Annotated in this window: 18 protein-coding genes and 1 pseudogene; 11 read left to right on the top strand and 8 right to left on the bottom strand. The window is 69.5% G+C overall.

The features are described from left to right. Positions 1-119: 119 nt before the first annotated feature. From P8A20_RS11090 to P8A20_RS11080, 3 genes and pseudogenes are all read right to left on the bottom strand, one after another. Entirely contained in the window at positions 120-743 is a 624-nt protein-coding gene (locus P8A20_RS11090) for a helix-turn-helix domain-containing protein (RefSeq protein WP_147959560.1), read from the bottom strand. A 165-nt stretch (positions 744-908) separates the two neighbouring features. Then, positions 909-1,583 (bottom strand): response regulator, encoded by a 675-nt coding sequence (locus P8A20_RS11085; protein WP_306105139.1) that lies wholly within the window; start codon positions 1,581-1,583, stop codon positions 909-911. A 31-nt stretch (positions 1,584-1,614) separates the two neighbouring features. Further along, positions 1,615-3,231, bottom strand: a pseudogene (locus P8A20_RS11080) (sensor histidine kinase); the annotation flags it as partial. A gap of 154 nt (positions 3,232-3,385) precedes the next feature. Between P8A20_RS11080 and P8A20_RS11075 the strand changes: the two are divergent. Continuing rightward, on the top strand, positions 3,386-4,753 hold the full coding sequence (locus tag P8A20_RS11075; RefSeq protein WP_147959563.1) for a cation:dicarboxylate symporter family transporter: 1,368 nt from the start codon (positions 3,386-3,388) through the stop codon (positions 4,751-4,753). Between the two features lie 104 nt (positions 4,754-4,857). Here P8A20_RS11075 and P8A20_RS11070 read toward each other — a convergent pair whose 3' ends face one another. Beyond that, positions 4,858-6,318 carry a family 16 glycosylhydrolase gene (locus P8A20_RS11070; protein ID WP_306103434.1) on the bottom strand — a complete coding sequence of 487 codons (1,461 nt, stop codon included), beginning with the start codon at positions 6,316-6,318 and terminating at the stop codon, positions 4,858-4,860. A 161-nt stretch (positions 6,319-6,479) separates the two neighbouring features. Here P8A20_RS11070 and P8A20_RS11065 point away from each other — a divergent pair, with 161 nt between their 5' ends. Next, positions 6,480-6,896 (top strand): MerR family transcriptional regulator, encoded by a 417-nt coding sequence (locus tag P8A20_RS11065; protein WP_306103433.1) that lies wholly within the window; start codon positions 6,480-6,482, stop codon positions 6,894-6,896. After that, the gene (gene trxA, locus P8A20_RS11060) at positions 6,893-7,237 is read left to right on the top strand and encodes a thioredoxin (protein WP_306103432.1); all 345 of its coding nucleotides are present in this window, start codon (positions 6,893-6,895) and stop codon (positions 7,235-7,237) included. Before P8A20_RS11065 ends, trxA begins: the two co-directional genes overlap by 4 nt. A 99-nt stretch (positions 7,238-7,336) precedes the next feature. Here the strand turns inward: trxA and P8A20_RS11055 are convergent, their stop codons facing one another. Together P8A20_RS11055 and P8A20_RS11050 are read right to left on the bottom strand one after the other, a co-directional pair. Beyond that, complete coding sequence (locus P8A20_RS11055; protein ID WP_306103431.1) at positions 7,337-9,019, bottom strand: protein kinase domain-containing protein; 1,683 nt, start codon at positions 9,017-9,019, stop codon at positions 7,337-7,339. Positions 9,020-9,191: 172 nt separating this feature from the next. Next, positions 9,192-9,413, bottom strand: a complete 222-nt coding sequence (locus tag P8A20_RS11050; protein ID WP_261988658.1) for an oligopeptide/dipeptide ABC transporter ATP-binding protein — start codon at positions 9,411-9,413, stop codon at positions 9,192-9,194. On the opposite strand from P8A20_RS11050, the gene P8A20_RS11045 reads away from it, so the two are divergent. After that, complete coding sequence (locus P8A20_RS11045; RefSeq protein WP_306103430.1) at positions 9,394-10,032, top strand: DUF6119 family protein; 639 nt, start codon at positions 9,394-9,396, stop codon at positions 10,030-10,032. The genes P8A20_RS11050 and P8A20_RS11045 overlap by 20 nt on opposite strands. A gap of 138 nt (positions 10,033-10,170) precedes the next feature. Here P8A20_RS11045 and P8A20_RS11040 read toward each other — a convergent pair whose 3' ends face one another. Next, positions 10,171-10,380 (bottom strand): DUF397 domain-containing protein, encoded by a 210-nt coding sequence (locus P8A20_RS11040; RefSeq protein WP_147959567.1) that lies wholly within the window; start codon positions 10,378-10,380, stop codon positions 10,171-10,173. Then, on the bottom strand, positions 10,377-11,216 hold the full coding sequence (locus P8A20_RS11035) for a helix-turn-helix domain-containing protein (RefSeq protein ID WP_306103429.1): 840 nt from the start codon (positions 11,214-11,216) through the stop codon (positions 10,377-10,379). The genes P8A20_RS11040 and P8A20_RS11035 overlap by 4 nt, the downstream gene beginning before the upstream one ends. 624 nt (positions 11,217-11,840) lie before the next feature. On the opposite strand from P8A20_RS11035, the gene P8A20_RS11030 reads away from it, so the two are divergent. The 7 genes from P8A20_RS11030 (at position 11,841) to P8A20_RS11000 (ending at position 19,145) form a co-directional block, all read left to right on the top strand. Next, positions 11,841-12,053, top strand: a complete 213-nt coding sequence (locus P8A20_RS11030) for a hypothetical protein (protein WP_306103428.1) — start codon at positions 11,841-11,843, stop codon at positions 12,051-12,053. 343 nt (positions 12,054-12,396) lie between these two features. Beyond that, positions 12,397-12,534 carry a hypothetical protein gene (locus tag P8A20_RS11025; RefSeq protein WP_306103427.1) on the top strand — a complete coding sequence of 46 codons (138 nt, stop codon included), beginning with the start codon at positions 12,397-12,399 and terminating at the stop codon, positions 12,532-12,534. A 2-nt stretch (positions 12,535-12,536) separates the two neighbouring features. Continuing rightward, the gene (locus P8A20_RS11020; RefSeq protein WP_371934393.1) at positions 12,537-13,739 is read left to right on the top strand and encodes a methyltransferase domain-containing protein; all 1,203 of its coding nucleotides are present in this window, start codon (positions 12,537-12,539) and stop codon (positions 13,737-13,739) included. A 528-nt stretch (positions 13,740-14,267) separates the two neighbouring features. Further along, positions 14,268-14,963 carry a class I SAM-dependent methyltransferase gene (locus tag P8A20_RS11015; protein ID WP_306103426.1) on the top strand — a complete coding sequence of 232 codons (696 nt, stop codon included), beginning with the start codon at positions 14,268-14,270 and terminating at the stop codon, positions 14,961-14,963. Further along, a complete protein-coding gene (locus P8A20_RS11010) occupies positions 14,960-17,611 on the top strand; it encodes an SUMF1/EgtB/PvdO family nonheme iron enzyme (protein ID WP_306103425.1) in 2,652 nt (883 codons plus the stop codon). The genes P8A20_RS11015 and P8A20_RS11010 overlap by 4 nt, the downstream gene beginning before the upstream one ends. Continuing rightward, entirely contained in the window at positions 17,608-17,871 is a 264-nt protein-coding gene (locus P8A20_RS11005) for a hypothetical protein (RefSeq protein WP_147959568.1), read from the top strand. The genes P8A20_RS11010 and P8A20_RS11005 overlap by 4 nt, the downstream gene beginning before the upstream one ends. Next, positions 17,868-19,145 (top strand): hypothetical protein, encoded by a 1,278-nt coding sequence (locus P8A20_RS11000; RefSeq protein ID WP_147959569.1) that lies wholly within the window; start codon positions 17,868-17,870, stop codon positions 19,143-19,145. Before P8A20_RS11005 ends, P8A20_RS11000 begins: the two co-directional genes overlap by 4 nt. The last annotated feature ends 156 nt before the right edge of the window (positions 19,146-19,301 follow it).

Here is a 19,301-nt window from a genome sequence, read left to right as displayed (position 1 = left end):
CGCCCGACAGTGTGTGCGGCCCCGGCGGTCCCCCGTGGACGGCCGGGGCCGCTGCCGTCGCCCGGTGGACGTTCAGGGCCGCTGCCGTCGCCCCGTGGACGTTCCGGGAGCCGCGCGGCTCAGATGCCCGCGGTCCGCCAGAACTCCTCCACCACCCGGTCCAGGAACTCCCGCCCCTCCTCGCCCGCCGTCCCCGCACGGTCCCGGCCCGTGGTGTTCCAGCTCAGGGTGGAGACCATCAGGGCCTGGTAGTCGGCGTGCAGTTGCTCCAGCACGTTCTGGACCAGGATCCGGTCCAGCGGCACGAGCTTGTCCACCGGCCGCACGTAGGCCTGCCAGCGGGTCGTGACCGCCCGTGTCAGCAGACCCGCCAGCTCCTCGTTCCTGCCCGTCGCCGTCAGGAACTGGGCCGCCGACATGTCCAGCGCGTCGCAGAGCGCCACGGCCTGGCGCTCGTTGCCGCGCCAGCGGCCCGACTCCTCGATCCGCTGGTAGGCGGAGGCCGTCATCCCCAGTGTCCGCGCCAGGTCGTCGACGGCGAGGTCCCGGGCGATGCGGTGCTCGCGCAAGGTGCTCGCGGCGGCCAGCAGATCGCCCGGCGCGCACCACAGCACACCGGCCAGCGCCATGAGTTCGCGTTCGCCGGGCAGGGCCGTTCCGCGCTCCCAGGCCATCACGGTCTCGGCCGTGACACGCATGCCGTACTGGGCGCCGAGCCCGTACGCAACATGTCCGGGAGCCATTCCCAGAGCCTCGCGGAGGCGTCGCGCGGCGGGGGCGTTGAAGGGCGGGGTGGGGTGCACGGCCCCACCGTAGAAGGCTGCGAACCGCCTGGCTACAGGCTGTTCCTATCAGTTCACCCTTCGTATGATCCTCCTAGGGCTGCTCCCGGGTGGCGCACAGGACCATCAGCGGGTTTCGGCCACCCAGTGGTAGTGCAGCTCGGGCCGGCCGACCTGGCCGTAGCTCGGGCGCCGCCCGGCCCGGCCGACCGTCACCAGGTGCTCCAGATAGCGCCGGGCGGTGATCCGGGAGATCCCCAGCCCCTCCCCGGCGGCCGCCGCGGTCACCCCGTCCGGTGCCTCCCGCAGGGCGCGGGTCACCGCCTCCAGCGTCGGGCCGCTCAGCCCCTTGGGCAGCATGACCGGGTCGGCCACCCGCAGCGCGCCCAGCGCCCGGTCCACCTCCTCCTGGCCGCTCGCCTCGCCCGCCGCCGCCCGGAACTCGGCGTACCGCACGAGACGGTCCCTCAGCGTGGGATAGGTGAACGGCTTCAGGACGTACTGCACGACGCCGAGCGACACGCCCTCCCGCACCACCGCCAGGTCGCGCGCCGACGTCACCGCGATGACGTCGGCACCGTGACCGGCCGCCCTCAGCGAACGCAGCAGCTGCAGACCGTGCCCGTCGGGCAGGTAGAGGTCGAGCAGCAGCAGGTCGACCTCCGTCCGGTCCAGCGCCCGTACGGCCTCCGCCCGCGAGTGGGCGACGGCGGCGACCTCGAAGCCCGGCACCCGGCCCACGTACAGCTGGTGCGCGTCCGCCGCCACCGGGTCGTCCTCCACGACCAGCACCCGGATCACGGTGCCACCACCGCCGCCGTGCGGCCGGCCGGGGCAGCCGCACCGTGAACTCCGCGCCGCCGCCCGGAGCCCGGTCCAGCGTCACCTCCCCGCCGTTGCGGTGGACCGCCTGCCGCACGAGCGCCAGGCCGAGGCCGCGACCCGTGCCGTGGGTGGTCCAGCCGCGCCGGAACACCTCGTCCGCGTCGTCCGGGCCGATCCCGGCACCGGTGTCCGCCACCCGCAGCAGCAGCTCGCCGGACTCGGTCCGCGCGGTCACGGTGACCAGGGCACGTGCCGGGGTCCGCTGCGCGGGGACGGAGCCGCCGGCGTCGCCCGTCGCCGTCTCGGACGCGGCGTCCACCGCGTTGTCGATCAGGTTCCCGAGGATCGTCACCAGGTCACGCGGCGCCAGTGAGCGGGGCAGGGCCCCGTCGTCGATCAGGCTGTCCTCGGCGAGCACCAGCTCCACACCGCGCTCGTGCGCCTGCGCCGCCTTGCCGAGCAGCAGGGCCGCGAGGACCGGTTCGGCGACCGCGCCCACCACCCGGTCCGTGAGGACCTGGGCGAGCTCCAGCTCCGCCGTCGCGAAGTCCACGGCCTCCTCGACGCGGCCCAGCTCGATCAGCGAGACCACGGTGTGCAGCCGGTTCGCCGCCTCGTGCGCCTGTGAACGCAGCGCCTGCGTGAAGCCACGCTCCGAGTCGAGCTCGCCCGACAGGGCCTGCAGCTCCGTGTGGTCCCGCAGCGTCACGACCGTGCCGCGCCGCTCACCACCCACCACCGGACTGGTGTTGACGACGATCACCCGGTCCGCCGTCAGGTGGACCTCGTCCACCCGCGGCTCCGAGGCCAGGAGCGCCCCGGTCAGCGGCGCGGGCAACGAGAGCTGGTCGACCCGGCGCCCGACCGAACCCGGTGCCAGCCCCAGCAGCTCCCGGCCCGCGTCGTTGATCAGGGCGACCCTGCGCTGCCCGTCCAGCATCAGCAGCCCCTCACGCACCGCGTGCAGGGTCGCCTCGTGGTAGGTGTGCATACGGCTCAGCTCCCGGGCGTTCATCCCGTGGGTGTGCCGCCGCAGCCGGGCGTTGATCACGTACGTACCCAGCGCCCCGAGCGCCAGCGCCACGCCCGCCGCCGTCCCCAGGGCGCCGAGCTGCTCGCGTACCTGTGTGGACACCCGCTCGACGGTGATGCCCGCGCTGACCAGGCCGACGATCCTGTCCCCGTCGCGGACGGGCGTGACCACACGTATCGAGGGGCCGAGCGTGCCGGTGTAGGTCTCCTCGAACGTCTCGCCGAGCAGGGCGCGCTCGGTGTGCCCGATGAAGCTCCTGCCGATCTGGGAGGGGTCGGGATGGGTCCAGCGGACCCCGTCCGGATCCATGATCGTGACGAAGGCGATCCCGGTGTCCGCGCGGACCCGCTCCGCGTACGGCTGGAGTACGGCGGACGGGTCCGGGGTACGGATCGCCTCCCGCACCGACGGCGATCCGGCCATGGCGAGCGCGGCCGCCCGCACCTGGCGGGCCGCGGTCTCCTCGGCCTGGGACCGGCCGGACGCGTACGCGAAGAAGGCACACCCGGCCACGACCGCGGCCACGAGCAGGGCCTGCATCGCGAACAGCTGGCCGGCCAGGCTGCGGGGGCGGGTACGGGGCAGGCGCATGCCCCCCAGTCTGCCTGGCGGCGCCCGGCGGCCCAAGGTGGCCGATAAGCGTCTGTGAACGTTATGAACGCAAGGGTGACGGCCGTCACAGGGAAGTGAATAGTCACCGGGGCCCCCAGGGACGGGGAGCCGCCGCATACCCGAGGAGACCCCCGTGGCAGAGAAGGCCGCACGACGGGACCGCACCCACTATCTCTACCTGGCCGTGATCGCCGCCGTGGTGCTCGGCATCACGGTGGGCCTGGTGGTTCCCGACTTCGCCGTGGAGCTGAAGCCGATCGGCACAGGCTTCGTCAACCTCATCAAGATGATGATCTCGCCGATCATCTTCTGCACGATCGTGCTCGGGGTCGGCTCCGTGCGGAAGGCCGCCAAGGTCGGCGCCGTCGGTGGTCTGGCCCTCGGCTACTTCCTGGTGATGTCGACCGTCGCCCTGGCGATCGGCCTGGTCGTCGGCAACCTCCTGGAGCCCGGTTCGAGCCTCCACCTCACCGAGGCGGCCCGCGCCGCGGGTGAGAAGCAGGCGTCGGGGGCCAGCGAGTCCACCGTCGACTTCCTGCTCGGCATCATCCCCACCACCATGGTGTCCTCCTTCACCGAGGGCGAGGTCCTCCAGACCCTGCTCATCGCCCTGCTCGCGGGCTTCGCGCTCCAGGCCATGGGCTCGGCCGGAGAACCGGTCATCCGGGGCATCGGCCACATCCAGCGCCTCGTCTTCCGCATCCTGGCCATGATCATGTGGGCCGCCCCGGTCGGCGCGTTCGGCGCGATGGCGGCGGTGGTCGGCGAGACCGGCGTCGACGCGCTGAAGTCCCTCGCGATCATCATGATCGGCTTCTACGTCACCTGCGCGCTCTTCGTCTTCCTGATCCTGGGCGCGATCCTGCGCCTGGTGGCCGGGGTCAACATCCTCTCCCTGCTGAAGTACCTGGGCCGTGAGTTTCTGCTGATCCTCTCGACCTCCTCGTCCGAGTCGGCCCTGCCGCGGCTGATCGCGAAGATGGAGCACATGGGCGTCAGCAAGCCCGTCGTCGGCATCACCGTGCCGACCGGCTACTCCTTCAACCTCGACGGCACCGCGATCTACCTCACGATGGCCTCGCTCTTCATCGCCAACGCCACGGGCGACCCGCTGAGCATCGGGGAGCAGATCTCGCTGCTGGTCTTCATGGTGATCGCCTCCAAGGGCGCGGCGGGCGTCACCGGCGCCGGTCTCGCCACCCTCGCGGGCGGGCTCCAGTCGCACCGTCCCGAGCTGGTCGACGGTGTCGGCCTGATCGTCGGCATCGACCGCTTCATGAGCGAGGCCCGCGCCCTGACGAACTTCGCGGGCAACGCGGTCGCCACGGTGCTGGTCGGCACCTGGACCAAGGAGATCGACCGGGAGCGGGTGGACCAGGTCCTGTCCGGCGCCCTCCCGTTCGACGAGAAGACGATGACGGACGACGCCCACGGCGGCGAGCCGCACGTCCCGGACGCCCGGGACGGCGAGGAGGAGCAGCCCTCCCTCGTCAAGGCGTAGCCCCCGGGCACGTGAACGCGGCCGGTACGGGACTCCCGTACCGGCCGCGGCCGTCTGTCCGGGCGGGGCCACCGCCGTCTGACGTCCTACGGGCGGTGCGCCGGTCAGCCGTACGGGATGTGGACGACCGACTGGTTGCCGACGCCCACGGTGCCCGGCCCGTTGCCGATGGCGTTCCAGATCTCCACCTTCACCGTGCCGTCGGCCAGATCGCCGTGGCTCCCGGTGGAGGCCTTGAGACCCTTGGCCTGGGTGTAGTGCTCGTACCCGTTGACGGGGTCGGTGGCGAAGTAGTTGTACGTCTCCGTCCGGTCCCAGGTCCCGTCGCTCGTACGGTCGTAACTCACCCGCACCTGCTGCCCGTTCGCGATGGTGGTGCCCGAGTCGGCGAACACGTCGAACTGGGTCGAGCCGCCGTCGTACGCCCGGGTGACGCCCGTCGCCGTGAAGGTCTGCGGGCTGTGCGGGGTGCCGTCGTAGTTGCCGCCGCCGGCCGAGGCGACCGTCACCGAGGAAGCGGCGGACTGGGCTGCGCCGAGACCGCCGGCGCTGCGCAGGGCGAGGGTGGAGGAGCCGGTCGGCGGATCGGTGGGCGGGTCGGTGGTACCGCCGCCGCCCTTGGTCCAGACGCCCACGTAGTCGACCAGCATGGGCCGCCCCGGCACCGTCTCGGCGGTCGGGGTGGAGCCGCCGAGGGCGTTCGGGAAGGCGCCGCCGATCGCGAGGTTCAGCAGGAGGAAGTACCCGGCGTGGTCCGTCATGTCCGTCCAGGTCGCGGCGGGCAGCTGGTTCTGGGTGACGCTGTGGAAGAGCTGGCCGTCGACGTACCAGCGCAGGGCGTTGGGCGTGACGGCGCGGTCCCACTCGAACCGGTAGGTGTGGAAGGCGGACTGGCAGCTCGCGCCGGGGCAGGTACGGCTGTTGCCGAGGCCGGTGGTCTCGTTGCACGGGCCGCCCGGGTTGACGCCGCAGTGCAGCACGCCCCAGACGGAGTTGATGCCGTTGACGTTCTCCATGATGTCGAACTCGCCGATGCCCGGCCAGTTCCAGTAGTTGCCGCGGTAGGGCGAGCCGAGTGCCCAGAAGGCCGGCCAGTAGCCGAGCGCGGCGTTGCCGGTCACGTTCGGCATCTGGACGCGGCCCTCGATGCGCAGGGTGCCGCCCGCCGGGGCCTTGAAGTCGGCCCGCTTGGTCTCGATGCGGCCGGAGGTCCAGTTGCCCGCGCTGTCGCGGAGCGGGGTGATCCGGAGGTTGCCGCTGCCGTCGAGGCTGACGTTGTCGGGGCTGGCGGTGTAGTTCTGGATCTCGCCGGTGCCCCAGTTGCCCGGTCCTCCGGGATAGCCGTGCCCCGTGTCGATCTGCCAGTTCGCGGAGGACGGCAGGGCGCGGTTCGCGCCGTTGAAGTCGTCGCTCCACTGCAGGTTCCAGCCGGGCGCCGTCGGTACGTCACCGCGGGCGGACCCGGAACCGGCCACGGTGAGCGCCGCGGCGAGGGCGAGGACCAGGGCGGTGAGGGCGGCGAGGAACGTCGTACGTCTGTGGGGGATGGTGCGGCTCGTACGCAAGGGAACCTCCGGTGGGGACGGTGCCGGGAAGGTTGTGCCTGAGAGCGCTCTCAGACTTGTTTAGATGCGTCCGGGGCGACCGTCAATGGCCCTGGCGCCTCTGCTTCCCGAAGGAGTCGAGCACTTGCCTTGACGCCGACGTCAAGGATTACGGTCGCGGTATGCGAATCGGGGAGCTGGCCGGACGCGCCGGGACGACGACACGGACCCTGCGGTACTACGAGTCACGGGGCCTGCTGCCGGCACGCCGCGCGGAGAACGGCTACCGCACGTACGACGAGAGCGACCTGCGGCTGATCCAGCAGATCCGGACCCTCCAGGACTTCGGGTTCGACCTGGAGGAGACCCGCCCCTTCGTCGACTGCCTGCGCGCCGGCCACCCGGCGGGCGACGCCTGTCCCGCCTCGCTGGCCGTCTACCGGCGCAAGCTCGGCGAACTGGACGCGCTGATCGACCAGTTGCGGGGCGTCCGGGCCGACGTGGGCGCCCAGCTGGCCCGCGCCGAGCTGGAGGCCTCGGCCGAGGTGCCGGGCGGCCCCGAACCACGATGTGAACTGAACTGGGAGGACGACGAATGATCCACGCAGAAGGTGTCGCGGAGGTCACCGACACGACGTTCGACGCGGAGGTCCTGGGAGCAGGACTGCCGGTCCTGGTCGAATTCACGGCCGACTGGTGCGGCCCGTGCCGCCAGCTCGCCCCCGTGCTCAGCTCGATCGCCCGGGAGGAGGCCGGACGCCTCAAGGTCGTCCAGATCGACGTGGACCACAACCCGGACATCACGAGCCGCTACGCGGTGCTGTCCATGCCGACCCTGATGGTGTTCCAGGACGGCGAACCGGTGAAGTCGATGGTGGGCGCCCGCCCCAGGCGCCGCCTGCTCCAGGAACTGGAGGACTGGCTGCCGGCGGCGGTCTGAGTTCCGGGCGCGCCCGGGCACCGGGGCCGGCCGGAAGACCTGGCGGCACGGCGGGCGCGGCACGGTGCCGCACTCCGGACACCGTGAACACCCGGCACCTCAGGGATTGGTGAGCGTGGGGTCGCCGAGCGCGGCCACCGAGTCGCTGACCAGGTCGCAGGTCGAGTAGACCGGAGTGATCTCCACGTGCAGCCGCAGGACACCGGACACGTCGAGCTTCACCTTCCTCGAAGCGCCGAGGGTGAGCGTGCTTGTCGTCAGGACCCTGTCGTCCCCCCGGACGGTCAGCCGCATGCGTGTGTCGTCGGAGGTGTCCTCGATTCCCGCGGTGAAGGCGAGTGAGGACCACTCACGGCCCAGGTGGTAGGTGGCTTTCCCTTCGTGACAGGTGGTCCGGTAGGTCACGGCCTCGGTGAACTTCTCCGTGTTGATGACGGCGCCCTCGCCCTGGAAGTTCCTGCCGCCCGTCACCGGCTCCATGACCGTCATGACCAGGCGCTCCGGTTCCTCCGCCGCAGGTGCGCTCTCCCCGGCGTCCGGCTCGGCGTCCGGCTCGGCCGACGGTGTGCCGGAGGCGCCGGACGGGGACGTGGTGGGTGTGGGCAGGGGCGTGGACGTGGGCGTGGCTGCCGGAGGGCGGCTGTTCGCCCTGTCCTGGTCGTCGCCGAAGAAGGGCACCGCCCAGAAGGTCCCGGCCGCCACCACCGGTACCGCGACCGCGGCTCCCAGCAGAGCCCTGCGCCGTGAGGGTCCGGCCCGCCGGCCGTCCTGTCCCGCCCGGACCGCGGCAGCGGCCGGAGCCGGTGCTGGTGCTGGTGCCGAGGCCGGCTGTGTCGGAGGGTGGGGCGGGAGCGGCGGGCCGGACGGGCGTGCCAGGGCCGGTGCCGTCGCAGGCTGTGGCGATGCGGACGTCGTGGTGAGGACTCCGCGCCGCAGCCGGTCGACCCAGGTCACCAGCGAGTCCGGTCGACGCTGCGGGTCAGGGTCGCACACCGCCTGGAGCGCGCCGACCTGCGCCGCGGGCAGCTCCGCGATCCACGGCAGTTGTGCGAGGCGGTTCCGCAACTGCTCACAACTGCTCGGTGGGTCCTCGCCACTGAGCAGGAAGTAGGCGAGGGCCCCGAAGGCGTAGCGGTCGGCTGCCGCCGACCGCAGGCCCTCGTACACCTCCGGTGCCGCGAAACCGGGTGTGAACCACACTTCGGCGGTCCGGCGGTCGGGCGCGACCTTGCTGAGCCCGAAGTCGACCAGGGTCGCCTGCCCGTCGTCGTCCACCATCACGTTGCCGGGGGACAGGTCGCCGTGGACGACCACGCGCCCGGACGGCGTCGCCCGCCCGGAGTGCAACCAGTCCAGCACCTCGGCCAGTTGCACCAGCGTACGCAGCGCCTCTCGTCGCTCGGTCGCCGTGCCCAGGGTTCGCTCGGCCCGCCACTCCCGCAGGTCGAGGCCCTTCACGTGGTTCATGACGAGGCAGAGCGCCCGGGCCGGCGTGTCCTCGGCCTCCCCGCGCGGATGCGGCGGCGCCCCCTCGAAGTGCTCCCGCACCCCGACGATCCCGGGTCGGTGGAGGAAACGCAGTAGTTCCGCCTGCTCGCTCCAATCGGCGCTGGCTCCGGCGAACCGCTCCTCGGTCATGGTCCTGCGCGTGTCCAGCACCTTGACCACCACGGGCTCGGCGCCACCGGAGAGTTCCAGATCCGCGAGGTACAGCACGGCCTCTCCGCCACGCCCGATCGACCTGCGTAACCGGTACCTGTCCGGTGCCGACGGCGGTCCCACGTGCAGACTGTTGTCCCGCGTCAAAACTGCTCCCCCGCTCGCCCGTCACGGTCGGCAGACCGCTCCCCCCAGTTTCCCTGTCCGCGTCGGCACCCTCCACCTCTCACCGCGAAAAGTTCGACTCGGGGCCCGCGGCACCCTCGAAGGCCTTCGCGGCCGGCCGCCCGGTGTCTCACCCGACCGCAGCCGGTTCCCCGGCCTGTGCGACCCAGCAGGCCACCTCGGACTCCGCCGCCCCCGGGAGCCCCAGCAGGACCGGCTCGTCGGTCCGGCAGCGGTCGACGGCGAGCGGGCAGCGGGGGTGGAAGCGGCAGCCGGGCGGGGGGCTGCCCGGGTCCGGGACCTCTCCGGTCAGTGCCCGAGGGCGGGAGCCGGTGCCGTCCGGTACGGGCACGGCGGCCAGCAGGGCCGAGGTGCTGAGCGGGGCAGCCCACCACTTCTACTGGCAGGGCAGCTGGTACGAGATCGGCGCCGAGTTCGTCGAGGCGCTCAAGCGCGACATCACGGAAGTGCTGCACCGGCCGCACAAGGTGACCCTGCCGGTCTGGCCCAAGGGCAAGGACGAGGGCTGGTTCAACGAGGAGGCGGACCGGCAGCCGGGCTATGACCTCTTCGACAAGAAGACGGTCCGCACGAAGACGTTCCGCGGCGGCGGCCTCGAGATCTGCGACCTCCTGGGCCCCGAAGGTCAGCTGATCATGGTCAAGAAGGCCGACTCCGGGAGCTCCGGGCTGAGCCACCTGTTCGCCCAGGCCCGCACGGCGATCGAGGCGCTGCGCTACGACGTCGAGGTACGGGAACAGTTCCTCGCCCGCGTTGCCGAGCTGCGCCCGGATTTGCGGCCCGAGGACATCCTGGCCACGCCGACCGTGGTCCTGGCCATCCGCCTGAAGTACGGCGTCCCCATCACCGCGGAGTCGTTGTTCGCGTTCTCGCAGGTGTCCTTGCTGCAGACCGACGTGGCGCTGCAGGGGATGGGCGCCAAGGTCGAGGTGGTCCCGATCTATGCCTGACCGATGCGCTGTCGCGGCACCGGCCGTACGTCCGGCGTGACCGAACCGGCGCTGGCGGAGGCGCAGTCCGCAGGCGAAGATCCCCGCCACTCCGAAGCCGCTGGAGTGGCGGGGATCTGGCCGGGCGCCTGGAGTAGGTCAGAGGCCGGAGGAGTCCCGGGTCTTCACGTCGGCCACGAACGAAGCGAACGCGCAGGCGGCGAAATGCAGAACTGGGCCACTCGGGTCCTTGGAGTCACGCACGGGAACGATGCCGTGCGGGGCGACGAGGTTGGCGGCGACCTCGATGCAGTCACCGCCGTTGTTGCTGTACGAGGACTTGAACCAACGGGGGGATTCGGTCGTCACGGGGTGCCCTTTCGCAACTGGCTGATCATGGCTACGGACGCTGCTTGCGACAGCGCCTCGGCCTGTAGTTGATGGTAGGCCGTCAGCATGGGCATGACGGAAGTGCTCTCTCGGTCCAGGTGCCCCTGAGCCTGCGACTCGGCATAGCAGATCACGGACCGATCCGGCAGCGTCAGGAGGTTGACGGGCAGGTCGAACGTGCGTCGCTCGCCAATCTCGAACGGTGCCACCTGAAGCAGCGTGTTCGGCTGCCCGGCGAACTCGACCAGATGTTCCAACTGGGCGGCCATGACGTCGGCTCCGCCGATGGGCCGGCGGATGCAGCTCTCGTCCATGGTCACGAACATCATGGGTGGCCGGGGTCGAGCCAGCGCCGCCTGTCGCTCCGCCAGGAACGAGACACGTTCATCCGCTTGTGCGGGCGTGATGGCACCCCGCCGTACGGCGCTGTCCGCCAACACTCGGGCGTACTCCGGCGTCTGCAACAGGCCGGGAATGATCCCAATGTTGTAGAGCCGGATCTCTACAGCTCGGCCTTCGTGCCCGACGTACTGCGGGAAGCCCTCCAGTAGCGAGCCGTGCCGGATCTCGCGCCACTCGCGCTCGAACGAATCGGCGGAATCGGTAATGCCGAAGACGAGATCGGCTTTGCGTGAGAAGGGGAGAGTTGGCGGCTTCCGGCTAGTTTCCACAGCGGAAATATGCTGACCGGAATATGCCAGGCTTTCAGCCAACTCTTCCTGGCTCCAGCCTCTACTCTCTCGTAACCTGCGCATCCGGGCACCAAAGGCTGCTCGGGGGCTGCTCTCAGGGTTCAATTCCTTGCGGTTGACCATTCCGCCGTCCAATCCTTCCTTCGTTCCCGCTCAGTTGAAGGAATCCTGACCCTACGTCACGCTGGGTGAGCCCGGTAGCGGTACGGCTACGGAGAGGAGCGGACCTTGCCCCGGAAGTAGCACACTTCCAAGTCACCCAGTCCCCAGCAACGCCGCAGTGACGCCGACGAGCCGGCCACACGGATCGACGCGGGTGCGTTCTGGCGACTGGTTCCGGACTGGGTGCCACGCACCGGATACGCCATACCGAGCACGAGTGTGCTCAGAGAGGTTGAGGCCGGACTTCGGAAGCGGGTTCGAACGGTGAGCGGTCCCCCGGCTGTATCCGTGCTTCACACGCCCGCCCTTGAGCCCGTGCCTGTGGACGGGTGCGACGTGTGCGGAGCGCTGTCGCGGCAGCGAGCGTCAGCGTACGCGGCAGGGAATTTGGTCACGGTCCGGAGCTGCAACGAAGAGATGGCGAACCACCCGCATCGAAGGGTCGAACGGGCTTGAGGGTGAAGAACTCTGCTCCAAAGTGGACGCGGGGCGTGGAATCCGCAGTGCTTTCGCCGTACCGGAAGTGATGGAGCGGCAACTGGTGGCAGTCGGCAGGATTCATTGGCAACGGCAGAAGGGGGGGAAATGAGCGCGAAGACGCGGCCCGATGAAATGGGCGAGTGGGCGCCGGGCACTGTCGGAGAAGACGTCATGACCGTGCACAGGCTCATCGGACCGCTTGATGACCCCGGGCGGACGCGTGAGTTGAAGTCGGTATGCGGTGAGGGCAAGGCCGTTGACGAGAAGGACATCTGGGCTCGTGCTGTGAACTGCCCGCTTTGCCTTGCCGCCCCGTGACTACCGTCCCGGGAGCCGCCCGGTCCTGGGCAGTCCGGAGCGGGCGGCGGCCAGTGGGCGGCCGGCCGGTGCCGGCGGCACGGACGACGCGCCGGACTGCGGGTGATACGGCTCGGGTCTGTCTCGTCACGAGGGATGGACCCACCGATGTACGGCTGTCCGGCTTGCATCGCCGAGCTGGACCGCATGGTCAGGGAGTACTTCCGAGTGAAGGACGACCCGACCCCCTGACCCCCCGCCTCCCCGGCCTCGGTTCGAGCTCAGGGAGGCAGGGCCACACCCCCGCCCTCGGCAGGGCGGGTTGCAGGTGAACGATTCGAAGAACCCACGAGAGGACACTCCTATGAACCCGTTCTGGACGCTTGAGGCCGATGGAGGCAACCCGCAGGACGACAGCGACTCCGGCAACAAGCACGGCGGAGGCGGCTCTGACGAAGGCGGTAACAGCAGCGACGGACAGACCCCGGCGGACGGGCGCTGATCGTGTCCGAGGAGAGGATGTCGGAGGCCGGTCCTGACGGGCTGGCCTCCGGGCTCATGAAAAAAGGCGCGCTGACGTCGGACTGGCTGCCGGCCTTCAAGGCGGTGTCCCGTCACGTCTTCGTTCCGGATGTCATCTGGCCGGGAAGAGCGGGAATGAACCGTCAGGACGACCGGGTGATCCGGTCGGAGACTCCGGAGTCGTGGTGGGAGGCCGTCTGGACGGACGCGCCGATCACGACACAGTGGGACGACGGGAAATACACGGGCCCTGGGCGGGGCCGTACGCCGTCCTGCTCCAACTCGAACCCCACGATGGTGTTCTCCATGCTTGCGGCGCTGGACGTCGAGGCAGGTCACCGGGTGCTGGAGATCGGCACGGGTACGGGCTGGAACGCAGCTCTGCTGTGCCACCGGCTCGGAGACATGAACGTCGTCACGGTCGAGGTGGACGCGCAGATCGCAGCCACGGCCCGCGCCCGGCTCATGGCTGCGGACTTCCACCCGAAGGTCATCGTCGGCGATGGCACGCGCGGCTACGGCCAGGATGCGCCGTACGACCGGATCATCGCCACGTGCTCGGTCGGGAGCATTCCGGGCCAGTGGACGGGCCAGGCCAAACCGGGGTCGGTGATCGTGGCCCCCTGGGGCCCCTTGTACGGAGGTGAGGCGTTGGCCAAGCTCACGGTCACGGAGGCCGGAACTCTGACCGGCCGGTTCGTCGGCTCGTCGGCCTTCATGAGGCTCCGCGAGCAGAGGAAGTCCCTGCCGCCCACGAGCGACTTCGTCGACGAGGCCCTCTGGCCGGCCGGGGGTGTGGAGTCCAGGACGACGCTGTCACCTGATGACGTCGGCGGGTGGATCCACATGTTCGCGATCGGTGTGCAGGTCCCGGACATGTTCTGCCGTGTATCGGACGTGGAGGAGGACTCCTACCGGCTGTGGCTGTTCGACAGGGGACGGACGAGTTGGGCGTCGGCCGATTACGTGCGCGGGGAGGCCGCCTTCCGTGTCGTGCAGTCGGGGCGTCGCGATCTGTGGCATGAACTGGAGACCGCGTGGCTGTGGTGGGACCGGCAGGGTCGCCCAGGCTTCGACCGGTTCGGCCTCACCGTTGATCATCGCGGCCACGTGGTGTGGCTCGACGCGCCGGGCAACCCGGTGCCCCTCCGGTCTTCGGGATCCCGTGTGCGGAAGCCGTGGTGAGGCAGGGGACGCGACCCCGGCCTGTGGAGCAAGCGTGCGGACCGGGCGCCGAGGTGACCACCGTGGAACAGCGGTGGGAGCCGGCCCAGACTGTGACCGTGCATTGCTACGAGGCGCCTGCGTGACCTGGCGTGGCAGGCCGTGACGTCCCCCGCACTGCTGGGCGGCGAGACGTCACGGTGACGCAGATGACGGTGGATCGTCCGGGTGCCGCAAGCCTTGCCGGTGCACCCCGGCCGCGTGGTGCGCATCCTTCCTGGCCGCCTTTCGGTGGACTTGTCATCTCGGTGTGGAGTGGCCGCCAGTGTTCTTCCCGGATGCGCTCGCTGGGCAGCGCAGGACAAGCGGCGCATTACACGCTGTTGGTGGTCGCGCACTCCGCGATAGCCTGGCGCCGACCAGGACGTCATCCGGTCCGGTGACGTGTGAGGGGGGACTGTGGAGCGGCGCGATGTACGAGGGCACTACGAAGGACTCGCCGCCGCCTACGACGATCACTGGGTCTACGGGCCGAGCTACGTTCCCTGGATGGCGGCTCGCATCGCCGAAGGGCTACGGCTTACGGCCGCTGACCGCATCGCCGACATCGGTTGTGGCACAGGGCTTTTCGCGCGAGAGGTGACGAAGGCTGTCCGGCCCACCCACCCTGTCCTCTGCGCGGACCCGTCGGAAGCGATGCTGCGCCAGATCGGCACGCCACCCCCGCCAGGCCTGATGCCGGTCCTTGCCTCGGCGGAAAACATCGCTGATGGCGACGTCGAGCTGCCGCAGGGCCAGCTCGACGCGATGTGGTTGAAGGAGTCGGTCCACCATCTCCCGGACCCGGCGCGGACACTGCGAGGACTGGCTGCTCGGCTGGCGCCCGGTGGGCGCCTGCTGGTGGTGATGCTCCCGGCCTCGATCCGGTATCCGCTGTTCAACGCGGCACTCACCCGTTTCGAGGAGCTCCAGCCGGACCCGGCCGACATCGTGGGGCATCTGGAGTCCGCCGGAATGAAGGCCGAGCTCACCCACGTCGAGCACGAGCTGCGCATCGACCGGGACAGATACTTCGGCATGGTGCGCGCTCGCTACATGTCGCTGCTCTCCACGTTCAGCGACGATGAGATCGAGAAGGGCATCGAAGAGATGAGCGCAGCTCACCCCGAGCCCGTCCTTGTGTTTCCCGACCGATTCGCCTTCGTCCTGGGTGAAGCGGAGAAGCCGCGAGGTGGGGGCGAATGAGCACTGTGGTTGATGAACGACTGCGTCGGCTCCGGAGCGAACTGGACGATCATTCGCGGATCGCGGACCACCTCGGACTCGACCTCGAGCGTCCCCTGCGCAGCCTCAACGACGGCTATCCCGAGAATGCAGTGGCTCTCGTCGGGAAGCTGACCGAGAAGCTCCTCAAGGAGTTATGGCGTCACCACAACATCGAGGGCGACCCCACGACCAAGGCGTTGAACGACCTGGTCAAGCGCTGCCGTCCGCACATCCGCAGCAGCACGGTGATGGACGCCCTCGACGACATCCGCCGGCTCCGCAACCGCTCCACGCACGACGGATACGACATCAGCGACGAGGACGGCCTCCTGGCAGTGCGACGCCTCGTGGATGTGCTGGTCTGGTTCACGAACACGGGAAGTACGGCGCTCCTCGGTGGAGAACCCGATGTGGCCCCAGAGGTGGCCAGACGCTGTGAGTTCCTGGCAGGCCTGTACGTCACCCTGGGCTATCGGCAGGCCAAGCGCTTCGTTCTCAGCCCCGATACCGTCTACCAGCTGTTCTGCCGCGAATCAGGCATGCGGTTCGAGTACGTGGAACTCATGCTCTCCCAGGAGGCCGACGAACTGAGCACGGTCCTCGCCACCACCGGCGGCGAGTTGCTGCGGACCCGGTTGCCCAAGCTCACCAGGTTCGTCGTTCTGGAGGACGACAACGGCAGCGCGGCCTCCGGCGCACTTCACGACCTGCTCGGACTCGACTTCCGCATCGTCCGTTACGACGGCTTCGTCGAGACACTCATCAACCTCGATACACATATCGGGGCCATCTCGTCCTCGGTCGGGCACGTAGAGCCCCACGTCGCGGTCAGTGCAGCCGTACTGTCCACCGACCCGCACACCGGTGAATCCCGGATGGCGGAGTCCGAGGATGCGGCGGAGCTACTCACCCGCCTCGCTCGGGGCAGCGCCAACGTGCTCGTTACCGGCCGCTCCGGAAGCGGGAAAAGCACCCTTCTGCGCTCCCTGGCGTCCAACCCCGGAACCCGGCGGTTCCGCTTCTACTTCGATCTCGGGCTCAAACCCAAGGACGAGCCGTTCTCTGAGTACGCCGGGAGGCTCCTGGCGCCGTCCATGGAGTCGGACCGCTCCTGTGCCTACGACCTCTTCCTCTACCTGATCCGCTCAGGCACCGCGCTCTGTATTCTCGACGCGGTTGACGAAGGTGTAGAGGAATCAAGCCCTGCCGGCTTCCTGCGGCTCTTCGCGGACCTCGCGGCTGTGCTCTCTGCCGAGTCCGCCGTGGTCATGAGCTCGCGGGTGTCCTTTCTGGCCGACTCGCCACAGGTACGCCAGCTGTTGGACAGCAGAGCAGGCCGTTCCGAGCAGCTCGTCGAGCAGATGTACGCCAATGGAGTCGACCCGGCGAGGGTCCCGCACTTCCACCTCGTACGCCTCGCCGAACCTGATGCGACACCGTTGGAGAAGCGACTCACAGCGTCACTGGCGCTTCCTCCCGGTCAGCCCCTCGCCGACATCCTTGGTGCGCACATCGCGCAGACACTGGCCGCCCATGGCCGAACAGGCATCGAAGAGCGCATGACCGCTTCGTTCGGGCACGCATTTCTGACCGACCAGACCGTCTTTTCCCTTCTCGACCTGCACCGGGCGTTGGGGATGAGCGCGTTCACCGGCGGGCGGCTCGCCTTCGACGCCTGTGTGTTCCTTCCTCTGCTACGCCAGGCGGGCTCCGACCAGGTCGCCTTCGTGCACACTGCCTACCAGGCGCTACTGGCTGCGCGGTATCTGGCTGAGGCCGAACACCGGGACACGGCGGCGGATGTACCGGGCGGCGCATTCATCACCGAGCAGGTACGGGCGTTCCTCGCGGGCCTGCCCGGGAGCCCGGCGACCGACGACTGCGTCCTGCCCGCCGGTACCTATCTCGTCGGCCCCGCGGAACGGCTCCTTCTGCGCCGAGTACCGCGATCCGTACGCTTTGATCGTGACGCCGTGACCGTGGCGCGCTACCGCCGCTTCCTCGAAGCGCTCAACAGCGACGGCACCTCTCCATGGGATCATCCCGACCAGCCGGCCAATGTCACGCACCACCCGTGGACCGACCGGTTGCGCGAGGCCGGCTACTACACGGACGCACGCTTCGATGCGTACCCGGCTGTCTGCGTCAACTGGTGGAGTGCCTACGCCTTCGCTGCATTCGAGGGCAAGAGGTTGCCTACGTCCTTGGAATGGGAAGCCGCGGCGCGCGGTACGGACGGGCGGCTGTTCCCGTGGGGCGATGCCCCGGACGCCGCCTTGGTCAACTGTGCGGACTCATGGGTCGGGCACTCCGTTGTCACCTACCAAGCCTGGTACGAGGATTTTGCGGGCGACGCTGTACGCAGGGCATGGGTGACCCCGGCGACCGAACGGCCCGGTAACCGTTCTCCGTTCGGCGTTGTGGACATGGTGGGCAACTGCTGGGAGTGGACGTCCACCAGTCTGGGGGATCCCGGTGAGGCCGTCATCTGCGGTGGCAGCTACGACAATCCGATGCGCGCGGTACAGGTGAGCAGCAAGGGGATCTACCGAAAGCGCGGTGGGAGCAACGCGGTGGGTTTCCGATGCGTGGAAGATGTCACAGCCACCGAGGAGACGACGGTATGAGCGGCGAGCCTCGCCACGGAACGATCGTCGACCGGCGGTCGAGCGGTGGGGGAGTGAACGGCAGCCTCGGGTCCTACATCGTCCAGGATGACGAGGATCAGCGGTACTACGGCTTCGACTACCGGCAGATCGTGACCGAGGGGTTCCGGACCATCCGTACGGGAGAACCTGTCCGCTTCTACGTCTCGAATGCCAGCCCCGACCGAGCCGAGTTCGTCATCCGACTCGACCAGCCCGACCCGTCCGAGTACTACGGATGACCGCGCCGCTTCCCCTTGAAACCGTCACAGGTGCTCGCCAGGAGCTGACGGTTGTCGTGCCCGTGCGCCTGCTGCGAACTCCGGAATGGGACCAGGGGCCGTTTCCGTTCGAACTGGGCAGCCGCCGCACCGACGCGGAGACGAGGGCGACGTACTTCGCCCCCGCCTCCGCGCGCGTCCTGTACGGCGCACCGGGCAGGCCGCGCCGCTGGTACCGGCCGACATCGGTCGTACATGACGGCGTGCACCTCATCGGCATGGAGCTTCTCCGCACGGCCACCGCCCGCAACCCTGATCACGCCCTTGCAGTGCTGCACTTCACGGTTGCCAGGCCTCTCCTGCCTGTGGTGCGTGCGATAGCCGGGCGGGCTGCCGCCGATGGTGACGCCGCGATGCTCTCCGGTCCGCTGGATCCTGCGGCGCTCCTTGCCGGCCTGGCCGAAGTGACCAGCGCGACGGGAACGTTCGCCATCTCCCGCCCCTATACCGTCGCTTTCCTTACCCCCGAGGCCGGTCACGGTCCTGCACTCCGCGCAGGCTATGAAGGGGAACTTCCGGACACTGCCGATCGCTGGCTGTGGCAGCTGGCGTCGCGGTCGACCCCGGCCGACTTTCCACTCGCCCCGGAGACCGCCGCCGTGGAGCTCGGTAACGCCGTACGCATCTCGGCGGACTGGAGCGCCCTGGTGTTACGGCAGGGAGCTGCCTTCCTCGGCCACCGAGCCGATACGGGGGACGGGGACTTCTACGCCTTCGGGGCCCTGCACTCGCGCACCGTCTACCTGGACGCGCTGCTGCTCGGGTCGCTGCAGCGTGACCATATCGACGAACTCACCGACGAACTCTCGGATGTCTTCGATGCCAGGCGGCTGGCACGGAGAGTCGCCACGTTGGAGCGCAGCATCGCGACCTTCCGAAGTACCTACTGGCGCCAGCACCTGACTGCCCACGGCCCGGCCAACGAGCTGCTGCTCGCCTTCCAGAACCAACATCGGCTGCCCGACCGTTTCGGGGAGATCCTGGCGGAGGCCGCTGACTACAGCCGGTTGGTGCAGACGCAGGAGAGCCAGCAGATCAGCGGCGCACTGGGAGCGCTCACGGTCCTGGGCCTGCCGCTCGGAACCTCGCTCGGCGTGCTTCAGGTTGTCGGTGACGAATCCGTCAGCCACCTACTCGTCGCGCTCGGCATTTCCGTGGTCGTGACCGCCGGTGCTCTCGCGACACGTTACGGGCGGCTGGTGCTCTCATCCCTGCGCGGGGGTGTCAGGCCGTAGCCCATCCGAAGCTTGAGTCTCGGGACCCGAGTCCCTGATGCCGAGGTTCGAGCATCGGATGTGGTCCCGTCACTCGTCCGTGGGTACGTGCGAGGCTCCCGGCCCGACGCTTGAGCTTCGGGATTCGGGGGTCGGTATCCGGGTGCCGGGATTCGA

The organism is Streptomyces sp. Alt3, from assembly GCF_030719215.1.
Taxonomy (GTDB): Bacteria; Actinomycetota; Actinomycetes; order Streptomycetales; family Streptomycetaceae; genus Streptomyces; species Streptomyces glycanivorans.
Note: the sequence above shows the minus strand (reverse complement) of the source record. Positions and strands in the feature narration are given on the sequence as shown.